The organism is Marinomonas phaeophyticola (assembly GCF_026966905.1).
In the GTDB taxonomy this organism is placed as follows: Bacteria; Pseudomonadota; Gammaproteobacteria; order Pseudomonadales; family Marinomonadaceae; genus Marinomonas; species Marinomonas phaeophyticola.
In genome coordinates, this window is sequence record NZ_JAPUBN010000010.1 from 133,161 (window position 1) to 154,860 (window position 21,700).

Sequence of the window (21,700 nt, forward strand, 5' to 3'; positions counted from 1 at the left end):
GACAAATTACTGTATGAATGCTAACACTATACTGAAGATTTTAGTTGAAGGTAAGGTGGAGAATAGGATGATTTACAGGTGCTTTGTTTTGGGGCGTTAATAGATATAGCTGCACAAAAAAGGTTACGATCACTTTGTTTTTCTCAATGAAGCTCATCTGAGAATTGATTTAATCTGGATGCTAGCGATCTTCCAATGAAAGCGGCTTAAAGAATAAGTAATATTGGTGCCAAAATAGAGAAAGAAGATTAAAATGCTTTTATTAAACAGCAAATAAAAAACACATATTTAGAAGGTAGGCAGTGCTTGTTGAATGAGTATTTAAATTTGGCCGTTGTTGCTTTTGTTTCAGCGACTATTTTGCCTTTGGGTTCTGAAGTTCTGTTTTTATATTATCTTAATGATGCTAATTTGTCGGCTTCCTTTTTGTGGCTGGTGGCCTGCATTTTTAATACTCTAGGTTCTGTTGTTAATTTTTGGCTAGGCAAATACTGTCGGAAGTTTGAGAACAGCCGTTGGTTCTATGTTAAATTAGATAAATTATACTATGCTGAAAGGTGTTTTTTACGGTATGGGTATTGGAGCTTATTATTTTGTTGGCTACCGATTATTGGTGATGGAATCAGTTTAATCGCAGGTATTTTTAAAACGCCTCTACGACTTTTTATTCCTTTGGTTTTTATAGGTAAAAGCGCTCGATATGGCGTTTTATTATGGGGTGGAGGTGTTGTTTTTACATGATGAACTTTGTTAGGACTAATGACGTATGAAATATAATGGCTTATCTAAAGGTGTTTATAAGAATGTGTTGGTAGCATCGGCAGTTGTTTTAGTTGCTTGTTCATCCACTCCGTCAACAGATGATAGTAAAACATTATTGGCGACCCAAGAGTTAAAAAAACAACTGGAACAACAGAAAACGGAATGGGAAGCGGTAAAACCGGACATCGAGCGTTTACTTGCTTTAGAAGAAGATTTTAAATTGCTCATCCAAAGCTTGAATACCAGTCAGTTGTCCAGTTCTCCGCCGAATTTAGGTGGCGAAATCGAGGCGACACCATTGGTTGAGGCTACTCCTCCGATATCTCCTGTAGAAAACATACTCACTTCGCATAAGAGTAATGAAGAAGAGAAGGCGGTGCCAGAATATGTTCAAGCGAAATTTAATACGCCATCTAAACCGTTGACTAAAAAAGCGCTTGTGTCGGATACAAGAAACGCAATAAAAACTCAGCAGTTTGCTGTTCAAGTGGCGGCCTATGATAATGAAATTCAACTAGCAAAAGGTTGGTTAAGGCTTCAAGGTAGTTTCCCTGAACTGATGTCGACAGTGAACCCTATTAAAGAAAAAATAGTGGTGAAAAACAAATCGCTTTGGGCGTTAAAAGTGGGTCCATTTAAAAGCCGATCAGCTGGTAATCAGTACTGTTCTGATTTGAAAAAGCGTAATCAAGATTGTTTTATTGGTATGTATCAAGGCGAAGAGCTTTAAATTAATTTAAGTTTTTAGGATTAACGATACATGGAATATCATTGTTTCTAAGGCGTACACACTCATTCATTGCTTGTCCTTCATCACTAAAAAAGGCACTGTATAGAAACAGCTTGTTGTCGGTTTTATCGTAATAAGCTGTTTTACGGTGATTAAATGAGGGGTATTTTTTATTGAGTAACAGCCAATAGGCATTGAGTGTTGTTGTAGAGCTAAATACACCAATTTGTGCAACGTAACCATTTAATTTTCTTGGTTCTCTAAGTGCAAAATCAATATTACTTAGCACTTTTGAGGTGTTGGTTACTTTAATATCAATGGTTTCAGAGCGTAATAAGCTTCTTTTCTCTGTGTATTCTTGGCTTATATTGATTTTGTATGAGCCTGGAGGGACATCTGAAAAAAGGTAGTAACCGTCGTACTCTGTATCTGTGCTGTCCACCACTTCATTCTTTGTATTCAGTAAGTTAACTGTCGCGTAGGAGGCGTATTTGTTGCTGTCCAATTGGCCAATAAATACGGACCCTTCTATCTCACTTGTTTGAATAATAGCCAAGTCATAACTGTCTACTGAGCCTCGTCTAGGAGAAATGGAGACGCCAGGCGTTTGTGGCTTCAAATAAGCATCCGGTAAGGTCGCTGTGTCTACTACAATATCGCTGGCCTTATTGTTTTGCATAGACGTAAGTATGGCTATACCGCTGCTGTCAGTGATTGCGCTGTTATAGTTTTGCAGGCTTTTTACTTTAACTCCTTTAAGTAGGGGTTCACCAACATCAAAAGTGCCATTATTATTTTTATCTTCAAAAACTCGAATCAGAATAGACCCTCGATTTACTAAGCTTTTTTGGGTCACAAAGAACACATTGCTGTTGCCTGTTTCCTTTTGCCCAAGACTGACTCGGCCAATAAGGTTAACATTCCAACCTGAAGTGTCATTATATAAAAAGTTGCTAGAAAGAATAATTTCGTCAGGCTTCCATGTGACCCCGGCGCCGTAAATATTCACGTTAGGATCGAATTGTCTGCTATAGGAGAGTTTTAAGTCAACATCCTCTGATAGATAGAGGTTTGCTTCCGTTTTTAGCTGATCAATTTCTGTATGTGGCTTTATTGTGTAATCCAGTTGGTTGCGAAGAAAAACAGGGCCGAATACTTGTCTGGTTCTAATGTTTCCGGCCAATTGATCATCTATATCACTCTCTGAATCCGTTGTTTGCCATTTTAATCCGTGGTTGACGGACACATCCCCAATATTAAAGCCTATGTCATTGGTAATAGAGTTTGTTTTTGTATCGTTATTGTCTATAAATTGCTCTATGCTTTGTTGATAACTGATGGGGTTGTTTGAAAAAAGCCTTCCTGAGATAGACGCTTTGTAGGATTTATTGTTCTCAAGTTCTAACGTTGTTGCGTTGATTTCTTGGTTATCTCGAGCTGACAGGTTTACCGATTGATTACCTAAAACGGTTCTGACGGTGTATTCATTAGAACGTTCATTATTAGAACTTTCAATAAAGTCCATTCCTAGTAAAACTCGATTAAATAAAGAGATATCGGCCCCTGCTGAGTAACGACTTTCAGGGTTATCTATGGTTTCACTCTTGTCTAATAAAGTACTGGCTCCAACATAAGTGGATAACCAGCTGGTTAACCCTTTGGTGTAGACACCGGCTAGCTCAATACCTGGATTCTGATTTTGTTGCGCTTTATTTTCAATATCGAAAAGGGACTCGCCACGGTCTACTAACGAAATATCGTAGTTCCCTTCACTGTCAAAATCGTTGCTGTTTATATAATATTGACGGGTTTCTTTTAAAGTCTGTCCTTGCGGACCATAGAATATAATATCAAATTGGTTGTTGCCGTATAATAAATCAACATCTTTAAACTCATATCGATTGTCTTGCAGACTAAACAAATTACCAATTAATAGACCATTTCGATAGAGTTCAATATCCCAATTAGGTTGGATGTCGCCACTTATGTCGATTCGTGATTGATTGCTGCGATTGGTTAGTGGTTTATTACTAATGCTAATACCTCGCGATAAGCCAGTAGAGCTGTCTATTCCTATGGTTGTGGCTTGTACGTCGCCGATTTCAATCGATGTTGCGTTTAAGGGGCCTAATAAATTAGCATCAGAAGACTCTTTCGATAGGTTTAACCTAAAGTCGGTTAGACTGTCTTGATTGTTGCCACTTAAGCTGTATTGAGCATTAAAATAAGCCAGATCGTTGGAACCTAATATTGAATAGGTAGACGTCGTGTTATTGTTTTCTTTTTTATTTACGCTGATTTGTAAGTCAGCAACGGGTGTGGTAAAAAATTTATAAGGGTTTTCCTTTAGCGGTAATGAGGCTTCTCGGCTAGGTAAGGATTCAGCCGCTTTTTTATTCCTTCTTGCAAGTTGGAGTTGAATAGGAAGTGCCCGCTCAGAAGAGATTTTTACTTGCAGCCGTCTAAAGTCAAAATCAAAGGTGACTCCAAACCACTCTTCAATCAGTTTACTTTCGATGTATATGTCATCATCCCTGATTACGTAGTTTTCAGAAGACAGTAGATTCGCTTGGCCAGAAATCTCAACGCTCACCGTGTTTTCAACGCTATTTAGGGAGAAGCGATTGGCTTCTTCAAAAAACCAGCCTTGGGCTGACACTAAATCATTGGAGAAATAAATAGGAAAATCCAGCAAGGTCACAAAAGCATTGATGCCTAACATGGCTGAATCTGTTGATTTTTCGGCAAAAATATCCCCAAGGTAGATGGCATCGACATACATTGATAGGGCTAACTCCTCACCTACAGGAATACCTATGTTTTGTGTGTTTAGCGGGATGCCTATCTTTTCAGTCGATTTACTGAGTGATGCCTCGCTGGGGAGAGACTTTCCTTGTTCTAATGCTTGATATTTTTGTTTTAGTTTTTCAAGTTGTAAGAGAAAACTCTTCTCGTCAGCAAGCGTAAGAGAGCTGTATAAGCCAACTAGAAGAATTAAAATTACAGGATAGAAAGTCATACTAATTTAGGGCCGATTTTACCATGGCTGGCGTAATGGTTAAGCTGTAGTCAGACAACTTGGTACCACTGAACTCTTGTGTTCCTTGATAAACCACTCGCAGCGTACCTGCAGCCAATGTAAAGTTTTCCCAAGCAACCTTTGCCACAATATTATCGAGCTCATGATGAAAATTAAATCCATTCAGGATACCGACACGGGTTTCTTTTGATGAGTTTAACGGTTTCCAGTATGCGAATAAATTACCGGATAAACTGTATTTTCCTTGCTTTTGCAACTCAATATTAATGGTTGCTTTGTTATTCTTTTTATCATGTTTAAGTGAAATATTATTGATTTTATTGCCATATTGGAACTGGCCAAGCCGAAATATCACGGGGATGGAATAGCTAAGTAACACATTGAGTTTTATGCTGGTTGTAGATGGTGATGAGGCATTAACCTCAACTTTAGGTAAGGCGGTAAATTGAAGGTGCGAGCGATACTCTCCATCATTTAGGTTTCTTGGTTTACGAGCTGAAACCTTTACTGTTTGAGATTCACCTGGTTTTAAGGTGACTTGTTTTGGTGATAATCTAGCTATTCTACTCAATATAGGGAAGGATAATAGCTCCTGTTGGGAGAGTTCTCGGTAACCGCCTTCTGGAAGCGCTTTGAGTTCTTTCCAATCTAATCGGTAGCTTTGGATTTCATTACTAGTGTTCATTAATATGACGTTGGCAGAACGCGATCTTTCATCCAGTACCAAGCGAGTAGGTGAAATAAGTAAACTGGCAAATGTGGAAAGAGAAAAGCTGCATAAAAAAATACTGATGAAAATGTTAAGCATATTTTTTTTCATGTAAGTGCCTGTATTAATAAAAAGTCAAAAGTCAAAAGTCAAAAGTCAAAAGTCAAAAGTCAAAAGTCAAAAGTCAAAAGTCAAAAGAGATTTGGAGATTGATAGTATAGTCCGCATCGCTGTAATTCATGCTGCCTGAGCCAGAGGTCCTTAATGTGCCTCCGACCCCAACTTCAGCGGTGCCATCTGTTCGGATAAAAATAGAGCCAGGAGAGGTTAAATTTACTAAGGTGAATTGCCCTGTCGAAAAAGGCGTGCTACTTGTCGATGCTTGTATCACCGAAGGGGTAATGAAAACTTGCGCGTTGGCTGGGTAATTAAATAGTAAGAATTCGGCAGGAGATCCCGCTTCTATAATTCTAAAATGATTTGTCGCTGTAATGTTACCCAAATAGTCTATAGTGTACTCGCCAATGGTGGAGTTGTCGCTAATTACAATACGCCCAAATGATAATGGTCTTATGTTTACCACTTCTGCCAGTAATGAAACTGAATGTAAAATTAGAAAGCAAAAAATTAGTATTAATCTCATACTTTTATTACTCTCCATAATAAGTTGAATCGAAGCATTATATTAGCCTAATGCTTCGATTCTGCAAGGTAACCTATTAATAAATAACGATTACAGGGAAAGTGCCTGTGTAGTCACCATCAATATAAGGTGATGTAGAAGCGGCTGCATCGGTTGTTAATGTTGCACCAACAGAAAAAGAAACCGCCCCCGTCGCATCCGTTTGCAAGTTTGCCGCAGCATAAGCTGTACCGTTATTTGGACCGCTAGTAATATAACCAGTAAATGTACCTAGGGTGAACTTTGGTGTGCCTGGAGGTGCAGCCGCCGCAGTGAGGTTTATTGGAGCCGCAGGAAGCGTTAGCGTTAAGCTAGTGAAACCTGCAGCACTGTCTACAGTATAGGTCGCTGGAGTGCCAGCGGTTAATACTGATACAGCCGCCGGAGCACCAGACGTTGCCGCTGTTGGAGCGGATCCATCTGCAGGAATAACTACTGTCGCCGTTTCGGTGCCAGCTGGGTCAGCTGTTGCCCTGATTGTACCAACAGTAAATGGTGTCGCTTCAACTAAGTTGAAAGCGTTTTGTACCGTCACTGTAGCTGTTGTGTTCACTGTCTCAGCCATAGAAAATGAGGCAGCACCAAGAAAAATGGAACCAATTACAATATGCTTTTGTGTCTTTTTGATAACCATAAAGAGTACCTTTTGTGTGATAGAAAGTTGCGACGGATGAATCTTAGAAACTAAGATTATCTGGTCTATATAAATACATGCCTTTCAAGATCTTTATAGAATATTGTCAATTATAGTTCTTTATGAAGAATACGCTAATTAAATTCCTATTATGAAACATGCACCTACGCTTATCGGCAGGAAAAAGTGTTTCTTTAACCATTTGATTATATTTATGGTCTGTTTGTTATTAATAACAGACCAAACTGCCTTCTAAAATAAGTTCTGAACAAATGCTTTTAGGTTTAAACTAAAAAGCGATCAGTCAAAATCCATTGTGCTTCTTAGTCTTGCGGTTCTTTTCTCTTGAAAATCTTTAATCTCACCCCCTTTTAAGCGGTTCATGTAGTCTTTTAAATCCCATCTAATTCTTGGGGCTAATAAGAAGAGTCCAATAATATTGGCGAAACTCATTGCAAATATCATGGCATCTGAAATATCAATAATAGGGTCTAGGCTCATAGAGCAGCCAATGACAATGAAAAAGCAAAAAAATAACTTATAAGATACATCTGACTTTATACTGTATCCAAATAAATACGACCATGCTTTAGCGCCATAATAAGACCAAGAAATCATGGTTGAAAAAGCAAACAGAAGAACGGAAATGGCTAATACATAAGGGAACCATGAAAACGCACTTTCAAATGCACTTGAAGTTAATTGAACGCCACTTAGTCCGAGTTCATTTTTATAAGTACCGGTAATGACAATCACTAACGCGGTCATGGTACAGATCACGATAGTGTCGATAAAGGGTTCTAATAAAGCGACAAAGCCTTCGCTAATGGGTTCTTTTGTTGTGGCGGCTGAGTGAGCAATGGATGAAGAACCAATGCCCGCTTCATTGGAGAAGGCCGCTCGCCTAAATCCTTGAATGAGAACACCTAAGAAACCACCGGCAATGCCTTCAGGGTAAAAGGCCCCTTGAAAAATCGCGATAAAGGCACTCGGTATCTGTGAGTAATTCATTGTGATCACCACAAGACACGATAGACAGTAGACAATGCCCATAAATGGTACGATTTTAGAGGTTACTTTTGCGATAGAATTTAGTCCGCCAATAATTACGCAAGCAACAAGAAAAGATAAAATAAGACCAAAAAGCCAGCCTTTATCGGCAAAATAGCTAATGTCTCCTCCTGTTACGGATACAACTTGCTGATAGGCTTGGTTGGCTTGAAACATGTTACCACCACCAAAAGAACCGCCAATGCAGCAGATAGCAAAAAAAACGGCAAGGACTCGTCCTAGTTTTTCATAGCCTAGCTCTTTGAGTCCGCAACTTAAATAATACATAGGGCCACCAGAAACGGTGCCATCGTGATTAATAACCCTATATTTCACTCCTAATGCACATTCTAAGAATTTCGATGACATGCCGACAACGCCTGCCAATATCATCCAAAAGGTGGCTCCAGGCCCTCCAATTGATATGGCTATCGCTACCCCTGCGATATTCCCTAACCCAACGGTTGCTGATAGGGCGGTGGAAAGGGTTTGGAAGTGCGTAATCTCACCGACGTCATCAGGGTCTTCGTAATGGCCTTTCACTAATCGAATAGAATGGGAGAAACCTCTTATATTTATAAAGCCAAGATAGAATGTAAAAATACTTCCTGCTGAAACTAGCCAAATTACGATTAACGGAATGTCTACACTCGAGATTGAAATAGAATAGAAAACAATTCCTGCAATAAAATGGGATACGGGAGTTAGTAGCTCATTGATGGCGCTATCGATTGATGAAGCTACTAAAGTAGAAGAGACAAGCATTATTATTAGGGTGAAAAGCGGTTTTAAAATCATTTTTATTGTTTTGCCACTGTTTAGATGAGTTATTTTAATAAATAGCCATATTGGTGTTGTTATCGAGTGGTTTTTTTATTCGACCAAAGCGTTTTAATTTTTTAAAAGGTACGGGGTTATAATGTAGCTTGCAAATGAAGCAAAGACTCTCCTTGAGTTCTGTGTTGGCATTCATTTTTTCATAGTGAGACGATAGTTTGCAATGACTACTGAATTAATGCATTCAACTTTACTCCAGCCTACTTGTAATATCAATATTATAGAGACGGTCCTAAACGTTGGTTTTATGGGCGGTTTTTCTATGATGAAATTCTCATGTTAGCATCCAGAGTACTTAAAAAGCATACATGCTTATTTACTTCCTTTACTATTTAAATTTGCGAGGTAATGTTTTTTATATATAAACACGTATCCTATTCGAATATGTCAGGAACTTTTTTGGACTTTTGTACTCAATTACCCCTTATCTGCTTTATAAAGGTAAGGTGGACGGTTTTTTATCAAAATTTGGACTGTGTGTGATGAGTGATAATAAAGCAACAAATGTAATTCTTGGGACCTCGTTGGCATTGATTGCTTTTGCTGGTAATTCCATTCTCTGTCGCTTGGCTCTAGGTCATGGTGCTATTGATGCATATGGTTTTACGTTAATTCGCTTATTTTCAGGTGCAATTACTCTAGTTATTTTATGGTGGTTAGTTAATAAGGTGAAGCAAGGTCAAGTAAAGGATACGAATCTGATTGAGTTGACTCAATTTGGTAGTTGGAAGGGGGATTTTATTTGTTTTTATACGCTCTTTCTTTTTCTTATGCTTACCTGACTCTAGGTACTGGGCTAGGTGCCTTAATTCTCTTTGCTGCAGTACAGATAACAATGATATTGATTAATATTTTGACTGGTAGCCGATTGTCTAAAGGTGAATGGACTGGGGTGATATTCGCCTTTTCTGGGTTTGTTTATTTAGTCTACCCAACATTAACGACTCCCTCACTATCCGGCTTTTTATTGATGTCTCTCTCAGGAATAGCATGGGGGTTATACAGTGCTAATGGCAAACTGTCGAAAAGGCCTTTAGAAGACACCCTTGGTAATTTTATGCGTACAATTCCGGCTCTATTGGTACTTTTACTTATCACGTTTGATTTTCTGCAGTTAACATCAATTGGCGTTGTTCTTGCTATTGCGTCAGGAGTACTTGCTTCTGGCTTAGGCTATGCTATTTGGTACTCTGTACTGCCTTCCCTAAAAGGGACTGCGCCAGCGGTTTTGCAGTTGTTAGTGCCTGTACTGGCTGCGTTAGGCGGTATTATTTTCGTCGGAGAATCTTTAAGTTTGCATTTAGTAGTATCGGCAGCGTTTATTATTGGTGGCGTGCTGACGGTTCTTTATGCAAAAAAGCACGTTGCTCATGCTAGTTAATGAATTCTTAAGTTATTAATCTCTTTCTGCTACGTCATTATCGAGTTCTGGTGCATCAGTAGGGATGTTAATGGTAAAACAAGTCCCCTCATTGACTTTACTGACTGTGTTAATGGTTCCTCCTAACGTTTGGGTAACGATATTGAACACTATGTGGAGCCCCAACCCTGTCCCTTCTTGGTTATGTTTTGTGGTAAAGAAAGGATCAAATATTTTCTGTATTAAATTTTCTGGAATACCCTTACCGTTATCTTCAACTTTAATGATGATTTTATCCGAAAAATTTCTGTCTACTAAAATCGCTATGTCTCCAAGCGCTTTGTCTTCAAAGGCATGTATAGTGGCATTTAGGACAAGGTTTGTAATGACTTGAGATAGTGCTCCTGGGTAGGAGTTCATAACGATGCTTTTATCGCATTCAATGTGGACATTTACCGTACCTAATTTAAGTTTCGGGCGTAAGCTATGAATAACTTCGTGTAAATATTCGTGGAGGGCAAATTCTCTTTTTGTTTGGTTGGTTTGATCGACAGCCACTTGCTTAAAGCTCTGTATTAAGTCGGCGGCTCTTCTTGAGTTATTTAAAATCAATTGTGTCGATTCAAGTGCTGTTTCTATGTAGTTGTCTAACGTGCTTTTTTTTAGCTGATTATTCGACATTGCATTATGGAGGCTTCTTGTAGAGCCTTCTAAATGAGATGCTGAGGTCAATGTGATGCCTATTGGTGTATTGATTTCATGTGCCATGCCGGCGACTAGTCGACCTAGGGCTGCCATTTTTTCTACCTGAACAAGAGTGTCTTGAGTTTCGATAAGCTGTTGATAGGCTTGTTCCGCGTACTCTTTTTCTATTAAGGCATTTTGTTCGGCTTGTTGTCTGGAGCTTAGTTCTAGACTGATTTTTTGGATAATTTCGTTAATACCGTTTACCAGAACGGTCCACTCTAAAAATGTTTGATGAGGTAGTTCATATTTCTCTTTTACACGCAAATTTTTTGCAATCGAAAGCGCTTGCTCTAAATTGTTAATGGGGGTGAAAATATACCTTTTTAATATAAAAAAGAGTAATGCGCCAATGAACATAATCCCAATGATTTGTACGGCTAGTCCCCCCCACAGAGATTTTTCAATTCTATTTCGTAATGGTTTCGTGGTGAGAAAAACTTCCACTACACCAAGGTGTGTGTTGTTATGGACTATATCCACCTTTAATATATCTTCATGGGGAGGAATGGCATTTTTACTCAATTGTGCTGGTTTGTTATCAGGACCGATTTGACGACTGATAGAAATGCTTTCTTGATCATTGGCTTTGATAGCAACAACCGCTTCATTTAATAGCTCAGCATCCAAAATATCCTCAATGTACTCCATATCCAGCTGCCAAAAACCGTTAGAAAGCGAGAGTGACAGACGCTTACTTAATTGGAGTTGCATTAATTGATAGCCTTCGTTGATCATTGTTCTATTAGCGCTATACGAATACCAGCTAGTCGCAGATAAAATAAAAAGCAAAGTTCCAATTATCCAAACAAATAACCTAAATTGAATGCTTTGTGGCATAGATGCTTTCCTATTTTATGTAGAGGCTATTCTATTATGCAGCCAAATTTCTAATTGCTTTAATGAAATAGGGTGTGAATGGAGAAACCCTTGGCTTTCAACACACCCCATATCAAGTAAAAGCGATTGTTGTCGTTCTGTTTCAACGCCTTCAGCAAGAACATTCATTTTTAAATTTTTACCTAGGTTGATTATCATTTCAATGATGCTTCGGCCAGATTGTGTCTCAAGTTTACTAACAAATATTTTATCGATTTTTAATCGGTCGATGTGCAAGTTTTCTAGATAAGATAAATTTGAAAAACCTGTACCGAAGTCATCAATTGAAATGCTTATTCCAAGCTCTTTAAGCTGTTTTAATCTTACCGTCAAGTCGTCAAACTCTAGCACTCCAATAGATTCCGTTATTTCTAAATTGACATTGTGTCCTTGGATATTCTGCTCTTTAAGTGCTTTAGTGACGGTATTGACAAAATCGGACTGCAGAAATTGTAAAGCCGACACATTAACACCTATTCTAAAGTCTGGGTACTTATCTAATAAAGGTTTACAGTCAGAGAATGTTTTTCTTAAAATCCATTCTCCAAGATTAATGATAAAACCGGACTGTTCCGCCAATTCAATAAAGACATCAGGAGAAACCATATGGCCTGATGCATCTTGCCATCTTACTAATGCTTCAGCACCTATAACGGTATTAGTGGAAAGATTGAGTTGGGGTTGGTATACCATAAAAAGTCTGTTTTTTTGAAAATCTTGCTGCAAGGAAGACAGCATTTGAGATCGTTCTCGTAAGACCTTAATCATATAATCAGTAAATACTACATCTTGATTGATACCAGTTTGTTTTGCTTTTTTAAGAGCAATAGTGGCATGGGCGATCAATTCGGTTGACGTTACTTTACTATTCCACAACGCGATGCCTGATCCAAACTGAACCTCATGCTTCATGGTATTCACCATCAACGGCTGACGTATCTTATCTAAAATAGGAGGGATGTTTTTTTCATGAGATTGAACTAAAAAAGCAAATTGATCTGAATTTAATCGGGCTAGGACCGTGATTTCATGAATTGCGGAAAGCTTATCAGTGAGTATTTTTAAGTAGTTATCTCCATGAAGTGGACCGAAATTATCATTTAATGCTGAAAATTGATCGATATTGATAATAACAAGGGAATAATCAAAACCGTCTTTAGGGGCAAAAAAGTCGAGTAAACGAATCAGTCCATTTCGATTATACACTTGAGTGAGAGCATCTTTGAATGCAAGGTTATCTAAGCGTTCCAATTGATCATAACTGCGTAGCGCGGTCATTATACACGCATACAACTGTTCTCTTGAAAGTTCTGTTTTCGAGCGATAGTCATTAATATTATACTTTTCAATCGTTTCTACCTCGGGAGCATTCCCAGGCTGACCTGTTCGTAAAATAATGCGTAATTTTTCTAGATGCAGCTCTTCACGAATTTTTTGCACGAGATCCAATCCAGCAAAATCAGATTCCATAACCACATCTAACAAAATAACGGCAATGTCGGCTTGTTCTTGGAGAACTTGATACGCTTCATGGCCAGAATATGCATGAATCAATGAAATATCGAAAATATCAAATGATAGACCTTTTAACGACAATCGGGTTACCGAATGCATGTCCTCTTCATCATCTACGACAAGTACTTTTAATAATCTCTTATTAACTGTTGTTTCTGTCTCTTGAATTGAATCTTCTTCATCCATAAAGTCTATAAGATCATCTGACATAAATCGTATCTCTCTCGATAAGCTCGTTGCCAAGTATTAGAGGTAAAATTAACAGAATATTCTTCAACGAACATTAAGCTTATGTAATTGGTGAGTAACCTAGATTAATAATAGTGAAACTAATGATAAGTGTAGAAATGAATTTTGCTTTTAACAAACTCATTCCATTAAAGTTTATTAAAACAAAGATGTGGAGTTGGAGTTGAATGGGAAGAGAGGGTGGATTAAATAGGAATAACCCACCTGATTGAGCTTAAACTGAACTGCTTACGGCATAGGCAACGGAGAATGCGCCTTCTTGAAATGCTTTTAGGCCAGTATCTGAAAATGGAATAGGGAATGGGTTTTCTTTAATCGATTCTTTGAGTTCATTACCGCTAATTAGCTTTACTTCAACAGAGTCGATCAGTTGGATAGCGGTTTCTATTTTGAATCCTGCTGACGATCCAGCAAACTTACCTTTTGTTGGACGTTCTTTGATAGCAACTTGATTAACATTGTAATCCTCAAAGAGTTTTCTTAACGTGAATTGGTATTTTCTCATCGCTTCCGTATTTTCGGATTGAACAAGAGGAATACGAATTTGGCGGCAATCGATAATTTGAAATAAACCTCTGTCTTTAGATAATAAGCAAAGAATGGCTTCGTTGCTTTTTATTTCTATACCGCATGTAATCATGATGATGACCTTTACTGTTTAAATTAAGCTTGATTATCCCATAGAGAAAAGTAAAAAACACTGCGTATAACAATGATAAAGAGAAGGATGTAATGGGATTTTGATTGATTGGGGTGTTTGTGACTTTTTTATAAAAAGACTCTCCGTTTTAAAATAATATAAGCGTATACTTTTAGGATAATATTTTGCAGAACGTAAAATATCGATATTTTATGCTGTTTACCTTAAATTTTTTTGATTAATGGATTGTTTGTATTCATGAGTGAATCTGTCGTTTCTTCTGTTCCTTGCCCCTCTTTGCGGTCTTTACATGAAATCTTGCCACAAGAGCCGTTATTGATGATGGGTGCAGGCCCTGTTCCTATTCCTGACCGAGTAGCAAAGGCAAACTCGGTGGTAATTAATCATTTGGGTGAGACTATGTCTCAAGTTATTGATCAAGTTAAATCAATGACTCGGTATGTGTTTCAAACAAATTCTAAATGGGTCTTAGGTGTTGCGGGACCAGGGTCTGCGGCAATGGAAATGGCGGCGGCAAACTTGGTTGAGCCAAATGATCGTGTGCTTAGTATTTCAAATGGTTTCTTTAGTAACCGAATGGCTCAAATGGCGGCTCGTGTTGGTGGTATTGTTACTGAAATTGTCACTCCTGTAAAAGAGGCGGCTAATCCTGACTGGGTAAGAGAGCATATTGAAAAAGTTCGGCCTCAGATCATTACTATGGTTCAAGGTGAAACATCCAATACGGTTTATAACATCCATTTAAAAGAAATAGGCAAGCTTGCGAAAGAGTATAATTGCTTGTTGGTTGTTGATGCGGTTTGTACATTAAGTACCATGCCGCTAAAAATGGATGAATGGCAGGTGGATGCGGTAATCACAGGAGGGCAGAAAGGCCTTTCCTCCATACCTGGCGTTTCCTTGTTGGCTTTTTCCGAATTAGCTTGGAGTAAAATTAAGCTTCGTAAAGAGCCCGTTGTTCAATGGTGTTTGGATGCTAAGTTAGCCGAGAACTTTTGGCATAATAATGGCTATCATTATACGGCTCCTGTATCGGGCATTATGGCCATACATGAGGCCTTGAAACTGGTCTGTGAAGAAACCTTGGAAAAACGCTTTAAGCGCCATTTACGTTGTTCTTTGGCTTTACAGCATGGTATCGAAGGCATGGGGCTTGAATTATTTGTTCCCCCTGAGTCCCGTTTAAACTCGGTTGTCGGTATTGTTATTCCTGACGGCTTAACGGCGGAAGGAATATGCCATCATATTTCTCATAAACATAAAGTTGAGATTGCGGGTTCCTTTGGTCAGCCGATTGTTCGAATTGGTCAAATGGGGGAGCAATGTCGAGAGCATAATTTATTTAGAGCATTGCACGCACTGGGATGTACGATGCGAGATCTTGGTGTAAAAGTGGATTTACCCACAGGGATGGCAGAGTTGGAAACCTACCTTCAATCTTTAGGGAGGTAAGTTTATTGTTAATTAGAGAGTAAAAGACTCTTAATAAGATCTGTCATGCGTCACAAAATACGATGGGTTTTATAAAGGGTCTTTTTTTGAACTAAAAGAAATCACAAATGACAGGTAAGCGACAGTTTGATGATATATCTTGTTTGGCATTGGTACATTCTATAAGTACTAGTATATTTATAAAAAAAATAACAAGCAGGAGATAACCTATGCTGAATCGTAAGTCCGTTCTGTCTACTTCTATTAAACTTGCCGTCGCAAGTACCTTTTCAACCGTTATTCTAGTAAGCCAAGCTCAAGCTTTCGAGCCTGCTCGCTCTGCTGAATGTATTGCTCCAGCAAATCCAGGCGGTGGTTGGGACTTTACTTGTCGTAGTGTTGGTAAAACTTTAGTAGATCTACAGTACATTAAAGGCAACGTTCAGACTGTTAACATGAGCGGTGCTGGTGGCGGTGTTGCATTTGCCCATACAGTGAGTAAACGCTCTAAAGACGATGCCCTTATTGTGGCGGCAAGTACAGCGACAACAACGCGTCTTGCACAAGGACAATTTCCAGGTATGAATGCCGACCAAGTTAAATGGGTTGGTACACTGGGAGCTGACTATGGTGTTATCGCTGTAAGCAAAGATTCTAAATTTCAAAACCTAACGGAATTAATGGATTCTCTAAAAAGTGATCCAAATTCAGTTAAATTCGCTGGCGGTAGTGCTACAGGTGGCTGGGACCATTTAAAAGTATTGATCACAGCAAAAGAAGCCAAGGTTGATAATCTTCCAAAAATCAAGTATCTCGCCTTTAATGGTGGGAGTGAAGCCATTGTTCAAGTAGTTGGTGGCCATATTGATGCTTACACAGGTGATGTGTCAGAAATAAAAGGCTTTATGGATTCTGGTGATCTACGTGTATTAGCCGTGCTGTCAGAAGAACGTTTGCCTGAGCCATTTAATCATATACCAACGGCAATGGAGCAAGGCATCGGTACGATTGCACCAAACTGGCGTGGTTTTTACGTCCCAGGTAACGCGAGTAGTGATTCATACGATTGGTGGGTAAAAACAGTTGATGAATTGTATACGACTCCAGAGTGGAAAGATGTTATGGCGAAAAATGGTTTAATGCCATTCCATAAAACCGGCGCAGAATTCACTCAATTTGTAAAAAATCAAACTCTAGACATTCGTCTATTGTCTCAAGACATTGGTCTAATTAAATAATTAGCCCGTGTAGTCAATATTAAGAGACGAGAGCATCCTCTCGTCTCTTTATTTAACTGTAAACTCTTAAATATGGAGCTGTGTCATGCGTTTAAATGATCGCGTGTTTGGCATGCTTATGCTGATTTTAGCCTTTGGCTACGGTTGGGAAGCAACTCAATTTCCTGAACCTTTTGGTGGCGGTGAATCTGTAGGCCCAGAAACATTCCCTATTATTTTATCTTTCTTATTGGGTATTAGTGCGGTTTATTTACTCCTTAAACCTGATCCTGATGAAGCTTGGCCAGCGTCCAAAATGCTGTTAGAACTCTCTGCAGTAGCATTAGCTATTTTGGTATTTGCATGGGCCATTGAGCCTTTAGGCTTTATACCTGCAGCCATTATGATTGTGTCTTATTTATGTTGGAGAATGGGTGCGAAGCCTAAAAATAGCCTATTAACAGGAACAATCAGTTCAGTGGTTATGTTCTTAATCTTTAATAATGTGCTGGAATTAGCACTGCCATTAGGTTTACTGGAGTTTTAAAGATGGAAACAATCAATTTATTAATGCAAGGTTTTGCCGTAGCACTAACACCTGAAAGTATTATGTTTGCCATTATCGGTTCTATTTTAGGAACTTTAATTGGTGCATTACCAGGCTTAGGCCCTGCAAACGGAGTGGCTATTTTAATACCGCTCGCTTTTAGTTTAGGCTTATCCCCAACTTCTTCTTTGATCTTATTAACCTCTGTTTATGCTGGTGCTATGTATGGTGGACGTATTTCTTCCATCTTGCTAAATATTCCAGGTGATGAACCGGCTATGATGACCTGTTTAGACGGTTATCCAATGGCCTTAAAAGGTAAAGCCGCTGAAGCATTGGCTATCTCGGCGATTGCGTCTTTTATTGGTAGTTTAATCGCGACTATTGGCTTGGTTATTTTGGCTCCTATTCTTGCTAAGTTTGCCCTCAAGTTTGGACCAGCAGAGTATTTTGCTCTATTCGCATTGGCGTTTGCGACGCTAGGTGGTATTACGGGTAAAAACCAATTTAAAACCTTAATGGCGGCGGCGTTAGGTTTGATGATTGCTTCCGTAGGTATTGATATCTCTTCTGGAGTGCAGCGTTATACATTCAATACGCTAGAATTGTTTGAAGGCGTCGATTTCATTATTGCAATCGTAGGTTTATTTGCAATCAGTGAGTTGCTTTTCTTTATTGAAAAACATGCTGGTGATGGCATGAAAAAGGTGGCAGTAAATCGTCTTAAATTAACCATGAAAGATGTGATAAAAGTACTTCCTTCCTCTATTCGTGGTGCATTACTTGGCTTTGTTGCCGGTGTCTTACCTGGTGCGGGAGCTTCTCTAGGAAGCTTTGTCAGCTATACGTTAGAGAAGAAAATTGTCGGCGCTAATGGCGAGTTCGGTAAAGGAGACCCGCGGGGTGTTGCTGCGCCAGAGGCAGGGAATAATGGTGCGGCGTCCGGTGCTCTCGTTCCTATGCTTACCTTAGGTGTGCCAGGAAGTGGTACAACGGCGGTGCTTCTCGCTATGTTAATATCGCTTAATGTGACTCCTGGTCCAATGTTATTTCAACAAAATGCGGATCTAGTTTGGGGTGTTATTGCCGCTTTATTTGTGGGTAACCTAGTATTGTTATTACTTAACATTCCTATGGTTGGCATCTTTGTTAAGTTGTTGAGCATTCCACCGAAATACTTGATGCCTATCGTGACTCTGGTGGCGTCAGTAGGGATCTATTCCGTTAGCCATAGTGCTTTGGATCTGTATTTTATGGTGGCTTTTGGTGTTGTTGGGTATATTTTAAGAAAAGTCGATATACCTTTAGTGCCGGTTATTCTTGGCATGTTGCTTGGTCCTGAAATGGAAAAAAGCTTACGTCATGCATTGGTATTATCTGATGGCGATTGGGGTGCTCTTTTCAATAGTGGTTTGAGTATTGGTTTGTGGGTGGTGGCTATCCTAGGGCTAGTCTTACCAATGATCATTGGACCTATTGTGAGATCGAAAATGAAACAGGCTAAAACAGGTGATTAAACACTCGATTTAGTTTATGTTTAAAAATACATGAAGTTTAGTGCAATGGCGGACTATACTTTATACAGCGTATAAAATTCGGAGTGAATGGTATTTTGCTCCGAATTTTGTGCTTTTAAAGACCAAACTTTTTTGTCGATAGTAGTTTATTCGTAGAGAGTGTACTCATGAGAGTGTTAGTAGTAGAAGATACGAAAGTGCTTGGAGAAGCGATATGTGAGCGCTTAAACAGTCTTGGTCATGCGGCTGATTTAGTTATGAATGGACAGCAAGCATCGGACATATTGAAATATCAAACGGTTGATTTGATTCTTCTTGACCTAAACTTACCTGGTTTGTCAGGCTTACAAGTACTCAAAAATCTACGATCCCGCGATAATCCAACCCCAGTTTTAATTTTAACGGCACAAGATCAAATAGATGATCGTATTCGTCTGTTAGATGCTGGAGCAGATGACTATTTAACTAAACCTTTTAATTTTGGTGAACTTGAAGCCCGCTGTCGCGCGTTACTTCGACGTCATCATGGGTATGCGAAAAACATAACCGATCATGGCAATTTACAGGTAAACCGTGATGCTAGACAAGTTTTACTTAATGGTGAAGTACAGCCGATTACCAGTAGAGAATTTCAATTACTGGAAATTTTTTTAGGGCATTTAGGCCGTGTGCTCAGTAAAGATGAAATAACAGAGCACTTGTTTAACTTTGATGAAAGTCCGGGACCAAATGCAATTGAATTATACGTGGGTCGATTACGGAAAAAACTGTCGGGTAGCTCATTGGTCATTAGTACCTTAAGGGGGTTAGGCTATGTGGCAGAAATTACCAAGCTACCAAAGTCTGACTGAGGAAGAGCAACAGGCGTTAAAGCAGGCACCTTCTTTACGTGTACGCTTTATTGTCGCAGGTATTGGTATTATCAGCATTATCGCTATTATTGTTATCAATCTGGTTTTTAATTATAGCCAACGCTTGGCTGATTTATCCTATGATCGTTTGCTTAGAAGCGCACTTCTTCAAATGGATGAAAATGTTGTCTTAGTGCGAGGAAAAATCTCTATTGATATTCCTTGGTCTGTATTTTCCACCTTGGCACAGGCAAATGATGATCGTATTTTCTATCGAGTAGACAGTTCAGAAAACGGTTTTATTACTGGTTACAAAGAATTAGAAGGAGAGCCACCTAAGCCATCAAAACTGGGAGAAATGCAGTTTTATAATCAAGCGTTTTCTGGTGAAGAAATCCGTGTGGCTTGGCTTGAACGTGGCTTAACTGAGCCGAATACTCAAGGAACTATTCGGATTTTATTGGCTCAAACTCGATTGTCTCGGGAGGAAATGTCTTCTTCAATCACTTCCAGAGCGTTACAAGTCGTCGTCTTGATTGTTTTTGTAACCATTGCTTTAATTACTTTTGGTAGCCATTTTGTATTACGTCCATTACATCGTTTAGAAGATGTATTGGAGTCAAGACAACCTGGTGACTTGACTCCGATCATGATTAATACTCCAAAAGAGACACATCAATTAAAAGTGTCTATTAATCATTTTATGGCTCGATTACAGCGAAATTTAGAACAGTTAGAAAATTATACAGCCGAGTCTGCTCATCAATTACGAACCCCTCTTTCTAGTTTAAAAGCGCTTGCTGAGAATGCTCGAGACCAAACTACACCCGAAAGACAACAGGAAGCGTTAGAGCAAATTGTTCAGCAAAGCGATAAATTAAGTCAGACCGTTACCATGTTACTTAACCAGGCGGTAGTTTCCCATCGATTGCAAACCCAAGGTCTTGTTGAAATTGAAATGAATGGGTTGGTAAAGCAAATATGTATGGATCTAGCCGTTTCGGCCTTGCAACAAAAAATCTATTTATCTTTCGATTCATCTGCTCCAGCCGCTTCAATTTTAGGAGATGTGTTTTCGCTGCAGCAAATGTTTTCCAACCTTATAGACAATGCCATTCGTTATAGTCGCGTACACGATGACGAATCGTCTAAGTCGGTTGATATTCATGTATTCCAAACAAATGGTTTTGTTGGTGTTAAGGTAATCGATTACGGTGTTGGCATAAGTGATGACGATAAAACTAAAGTCTTTGACCGATTTTATCGAGGCCAATATGAAATTTCAGGAAGCGGTGTCGGTCTAGCGATGGTAAAAGACATTGCGGATAGACACAATGCGATGCTTTCGATTACAGATACCGAGCCTCAAGGGACCACTATTGAAGTTTTATTACCGGAATACCATGAGGAGGAAGTATGAAGTACGGCCTATTTATTCTGTTTATTTGTTTCAATGGATTGTCTGCTACATTTTCTATTGCGGCTGATGGTGTGTCGATTTTTGGTAATGAAAATGCACCTAGGAGCTTAACGCTATATTCTACTGTGGATGTATCAACCTTGGCTCCATTGATTGAAAACTTTATTGCGGCCCATCCTGACATAAGTATTAAATACGATCAAATGGGAACGTTGGATTTATACAATAGAGTGATCAATGAAAAGTCGGAACCAAACGCTGGGCTTGTCATTAGCAGTGCCATGGATTTACAACTGAAATTAGTAAATGATGGTTTCGCTCAAAGTTATCAATCGATCATGACCGATGCCTTGCCAAAAATAGCATCATGGCGCAATCAGATTTTTGCTTTTTCAATGGAACCTATTGTAATGGTCGCAAATCGAGGTTTGTTTCCAAACTCTGAGTTCCCTAATAATAGACAAGAATTACTACAAACCATTCGAAAATACAGTAATGATATTAAAGGACGCATAGGCACGTATGATATTCGACGCAGCGGAGTCGGTTATTTACTCGCGAGTCAGGATTCAAGGCAAGCGGACATTACTTGGGGGCGTTTATTAGAAGCATTTGGGAGCCATCATGTAAAAACCTATTGCTGCTCAAGTGACATAATTGATGATATTGAAAGTGGCCGGATTGTATTAGGCTATAACTTATTGGGTTCTTATGCACATAAAAGAGTATTGGAGAATCCCTGGTTAATTATGATAATGCCGACGGATTACACCTTGATGTTAATGAGAGTTGCTTTGATTCCTAAAAATTCAACTCAAGCAAGGGTAGGGGGCTCTTTTTAGATTTTCTGCTTTCCGATATAGGG

At 39.0% G+C, this 21,700-nt stretch carries 19 protein-coding genes; 11 read left to right on the forward strand and 8 right to left on the reverse strand.

Annotation, left to right across the window (positions count from 1 at the left end; translation table 11 throughout):
* Nucleotides 1-309: 309 nt before the first annotated feature.
* Together O1D97_RS03260 and O1D97_RS03265 are read left to right on the forward strand one after the other, a co-directional pair.
* Nucleotides 310-741, forward strand: coding sequence for a YqaA family protein (locus O1D97_RS03260; protein WP_269122778.1), 432 nt, complete (start codon nt 310-312; stop codon nt 739-741).
* A 25-nt stretch (nt 742-766) separates the two neighbouring features.
* Entirely contained in the window at nt 767-1,492 is a 726-nt protein-coding gene (locus O1D97_RS03265; RefSeq protein WP_269122779.1) for an SPOR domain-containing protein, read from the forward strand.
* Between the two features lies 1 nt (nt 1,493).
* Here O1D97_RS03265 and O1D97_RS03270 read toward each other — a convergent pair whose 3' ends face one another.
* From O1D97_RS03270 to O1D97_RS03290, 5 genes are all read right to left on the reverse strand, one after another.
* Nucleotides 1,494-4,511 carry a hypothetical protein gene (locus O1D97_RS03270; RefSeq protein ID WP_269122780.1) on the reverse strand — a complete coding sequence of 1,006 codons (3,018 nt, stop codon included), beginning with the start codon at nt 4,509-4,511 and terminating at the stop codon, nt 1,494-1,496.
* A 1-nt stretch (nt 4,512) separates the two neighbouring features.
* Nucleotides 4,513-5,352: a fimbrial biogenesis chaperone gene (locus tag O1D97_RS03275; protein ID WP_269122781.1), complete on the reverse strand. Its 840-nt coding sequence runs from the start codon at nt 5,350-5,352 to the stop codon at nt 4,513-4,515.
* A gap of 73 nt (nt 5,353-5,425) precedes the next feature.
* Entirely contained in the window at nt 5,426-5,884 is a 459-nt protein-coding gene (locus tag O1D97_RS03280; RefSeq protein ID WP_269122783.1) for a DUF4402 domain-containing protein, read from the reverse strand.
* 76 nt (nt 5,885-5,960) lie between these two features.
* Entirely contained in the window at nt 5,961-6,557 is a 597-nt protein-coding gene (locus tag O1D97_RS03285) for a DUF4402 domain-containing protein (protein WP_269122785.1), read from the reverse strand.
* A 300-nt stretch (nt 6,558-6,857) separates the two neighbouring features.
* Nucleotides 6,858-8,405: an alanine/glycine:cation symporter family protein gene (locus O1D97_RS03290; RefSeq protein WP_269122787.1), complete on the reverse strand. Its 1,548-nt coding sequence runs from the start codon at nt 8,403-8,405 to the stop codon at nt 6,858-6,860.
* Between the two features lie 521 nt (nt 8,406-8,926).
* Here O1D97_RS03290 and O1D97_RS03295 point away from each other — a divergent pair.
* Complete coding sequence (locus O1D97_RS03295; RefSeq protein ID WP_269122788.1) at nt 8,927-9,226, forward strand: hypothetical protein; 300 nt, start codon at nt 8,927-8,929, stop codon at nt 9,224-9,226.
* The gene (locus O1D97_RS03300) at nt 9,187-9,825 is read left to right on the forward strand and encodes a DMT family transporter (RefSeq protein ID WP_269122789.1); all 639 of its coding nucleotides are present in this window, start codon (nt 9,187-9,189) and stop codon (nt 9,823-9,825) included. Before O1D97_RS03295 ends, O1D97_RS03300 begins: the two co-directional genes overlap by 40 nt.
* Nucleotides 9,826-9,840: 15 nt before the next feature.
* On the opposite strand, the gene O1D97_RS03305 is transcribed toward O1D97_RS03300, so the two are convergent.
* The 3 genes from O1D97_RS03305 to O1D97_RS03315 all read right to left on the reverse strand — a co-directional run bounded on the left by O1D97_RS03305 (nt 9,841) and on the right by O1D97_RS03315 (nt 13,831).
* The gene (locus O1D97_RS03305) at nt 9,841-11,388 is read right to left on the reverse strand and encodes a sensor histidine kinase (protein ID WP_269122791.1); all 1,548 of its coding nucleotides are present in this window, start codon (nt 11,386-11,388) and stop codon (nt 9,841-9,843) included.
* A gap of 15 nt (nt 11,389-11,403) precedes the next feature.
* Entirely contained in the window at nt 11,404-13,152 is a 1,749-nt protein-coding gene (locus O1D97_RS03310; protein WP_269122792.1) for a putative bifunctional diguanylate cyclase/phosphodiesterase, read from the reverse strand.
* A 253-nt stretch (nt 13,153-13,405) separates the two neighbouring features.
* Complete coding sequence (locus O1D97_RS03315) at nt 13,406-13,831, reverse strand: DUF3010 family protein (RefSeq protein ID WP_269122794.1); 426 nt, start codon at nt 13,829-13,831, stop codon at nt 13,406-13,408.
* Nucleotides 13,832-14,089: 258 nt separating this feature from the next.
* Between O1D97_RS03315 and O1D97_RS03320 the strand changes: the two genes are divergently transcribed.
* The 7 genes from O1D97_RS03320 (at nt 14,090) to O1D97_RS03350 (ending at nt 21,677) form a co-directional block, all read left to right on the forward strand.
* Nucleotides 14,090-15,304 carry a pyridoxal-phosphate-dependent aminotransferase family protein gene (locus tag O1D97_RS03320; RefSeq protein ID WP_269122796.1) on the forward strand — a complete coding sequence of 405 codons (1,215 nt, stop codon included), beginning with the start codon at nt 14,090-14,092 and terminating at the stop codon, nt 15,302-15,304.
* Between the two features lie 209 nt (nt 15,305-15,513).
* Complete coding sequence (locus tag O1D97_RS03325) at nt 15,514-16,521, forward strand: Bug family tripartite tricarboxylate transporter substrate binding protein (RefSeq protein ID WP_269122797.1); 1,008 nt, start codon at nt 15,514-15,516, stop codon at nt 16,519-16,521.
* Nucleotides 16,522-16,606: 85 nt separating this feature from the next.
* On the forward strand, nt 16,607-17,047 hold the full coding sequence (locus O1D97_RS03330; RefSeq protein WP_269122799.1) for a tripartite tricarboxylate transporter TctB family protein: 441 nt from the start codon (nt 16,607-16,609) through the stop codon (nt 17,045-17,047).
* A gap of 2 nt (nt 17,048-17,049) precedes the next feature.
* Complete coding sequence (locus tag O1D97_RS03335; protein ID WP_269122801.1) at nt 17,050-18,564, forward strand: tripartite tricarboxylate transporter permease; 1,515 nt, start codon at nt 17,050-17,052, stop codon at nt 18,562-18,564.
* Nucleotides 18,565-18,731: 167 nt separating this feature from the next.
* Entirely contained in the window at nt 18,732-19,415 is a 684-nt protein-coding gene (locus O1D97_RS03340) for a response regulator transcription factor (protein ID WP_269122803.1), read from the forward strand.
* Nucleotides 19,378-20,835 carry a sensor histidine kinase gene (locus tag O1D97_RS03345; RefSeq protein WP_269122805.1) on the forward strand — a complete coding sequence of 486 codons (1,458 nt, stop codon included), beginning with the start codon at nt 19,378-19,380 and terminating at the stop codon, nt 20,833-20,835. Before O1D97_RS03340 ends, O1D97_RS03345 begins: the two co-directional genes overlap by 38 nt.
* On the forward strand, nt 20,832-21,677 hold the full coding sequence (locus O1D97_RS03350) for an ABC transporter substrate-binding protein (protein WP_269122806.1): 846 nt from the start codon (nt 20,832-20,834) through the stop codon (nt 21,675-21,677). The genes O1D97_RS03345 and O1D97_RS03350 overlap by 4 nt, the downstream gene beginning before the upstream one ends.
* The last annotated feature ends 23 nt before the right edge of the window (nt 21,678-21,700 follow it).

Excerpts from the sequence above, each read along its gene's own strand:
- O1D97_RS03265 (WP_269122779.1), top strand. The coding sequence starts at position 767 with ATGAAATATAATGGCTTATCTAAAGGTGTTTATAAGAATGTGTTGGTA.
- O1D97_RS03270 (WP_269122780.1), bottom strand. The coding sequence starts at position 4,511 with ATGACTTTCTATCCTGTAATTTTAATTCTTCTAGTTGGCTTATACAGC.
- O1D97_RS03275 (WP_269122781.1), bottom strand. The coding sequence starts at position 5,352 with ATGAAAAAAAATATGCTTAACATTTTCATCAGTATTTTTTTATGCAGC.
- O1D97_RS03280 (WP_269122783.1), bottom strand. The coding sequence starts at position 5,884 with ATGAGATTAATACTAATTTTTTGCTTTCTAATTTTACATTCAGTTTCA.
- O1D97_RS03285 (WP_269122785.1), bottom strand. The coding sequence starts at position 6,557 with ATGGTTATCAAAAAGACACAAAAGCATATTGTAATTGGTTCCATTTTT.
- O1D97_RS03290 (WP_269122787.1), bottom strand. The coding sequence starts at position 8,405 with ATGATTTTAAAACCGCTTTTCACCCTAATAATAATGCTTGTCTCTTCT.
- O1D97_RS03295 (WP_269122788.1), top strand. The coding sequence starts at position 8,927 with ATGAGTGATAATAAAGCAACAAATGTAATTCTTGGGACCTCGTTGGCA.
- O1D97_RS03305 (WP_269122791.1), bottom strand. The coding sequence starts at position 11,388 with ATGCCACAAAGCATTCAATTTAGGTTATTTGTTTGGATAATTGGAACT.
- O1D97_RS03310 (WP_269122792.1), bottom strand. The coding sequence starts at position 13,152 with ATGTCAGATGATCTTATAGACTTTATGGATGAAGAAGATTCAATTCAA.
- O1D97_RS03315 (WP_269122794.1), bottom strand. The coding sequence starts at position 13,831 with ATGATTACATGCGGTATAGAAATAAAAAGCAACGAAGCCATTCTTTGC.
- O1D97_RS03320 (WP_269122796.1), top strand. The coding sequence starts at position 14,090 with ATGAGTGAATCTGTCGTTTCTTCTGTTCCTTGCCCCTCTTTGCGGTCT.
- O1D97_RS03325 (WP_269122797.1), top strand. The coding sequence starts at position 15,514 with ATGCTGAATCGTAAGTCCGTTCTGTCTACTTCTATTAAACTTGCCGTC.
- O1D97_RS03330 (WP_269122799.1), top strand. The coding sequence starts at position 16,607 with ATGCGTTTAAATGATCGCGTGTTTGGCATGCTTATGCTGATTTTAGCC.
- O1D97_RS03335 (WP_269122801.1), top strand. The coding sequence starts at position 17,050 with ATGGAAACAATCAATTTATTAATGCAAGGTTTTGCCGTAGCACTAACA.
- O1D97_RS03340 (WP_269122803.1), top strand. The coding sequence starts at position 18,732 with ATGAGAGTGTTAGTAGTAGAAGATACGAAAGTGCTTGGAGAAGCGATA.
- O1D97_RS03345 (WP_269122805.1), top strand. The coding sequence starts at position 19,378 with ATGTGGCAGAAATTACCAAGCTACCAAAGTCTGACTGAGGAAGAGCAA.
- O1D97_RS03350 (WP_269122806.1), top strand. The coding sequence starts at position 20,832 with ATGAAGTACGGCCTATTTATTCTGTTTATTTGTTTCAATGGATTGTCT.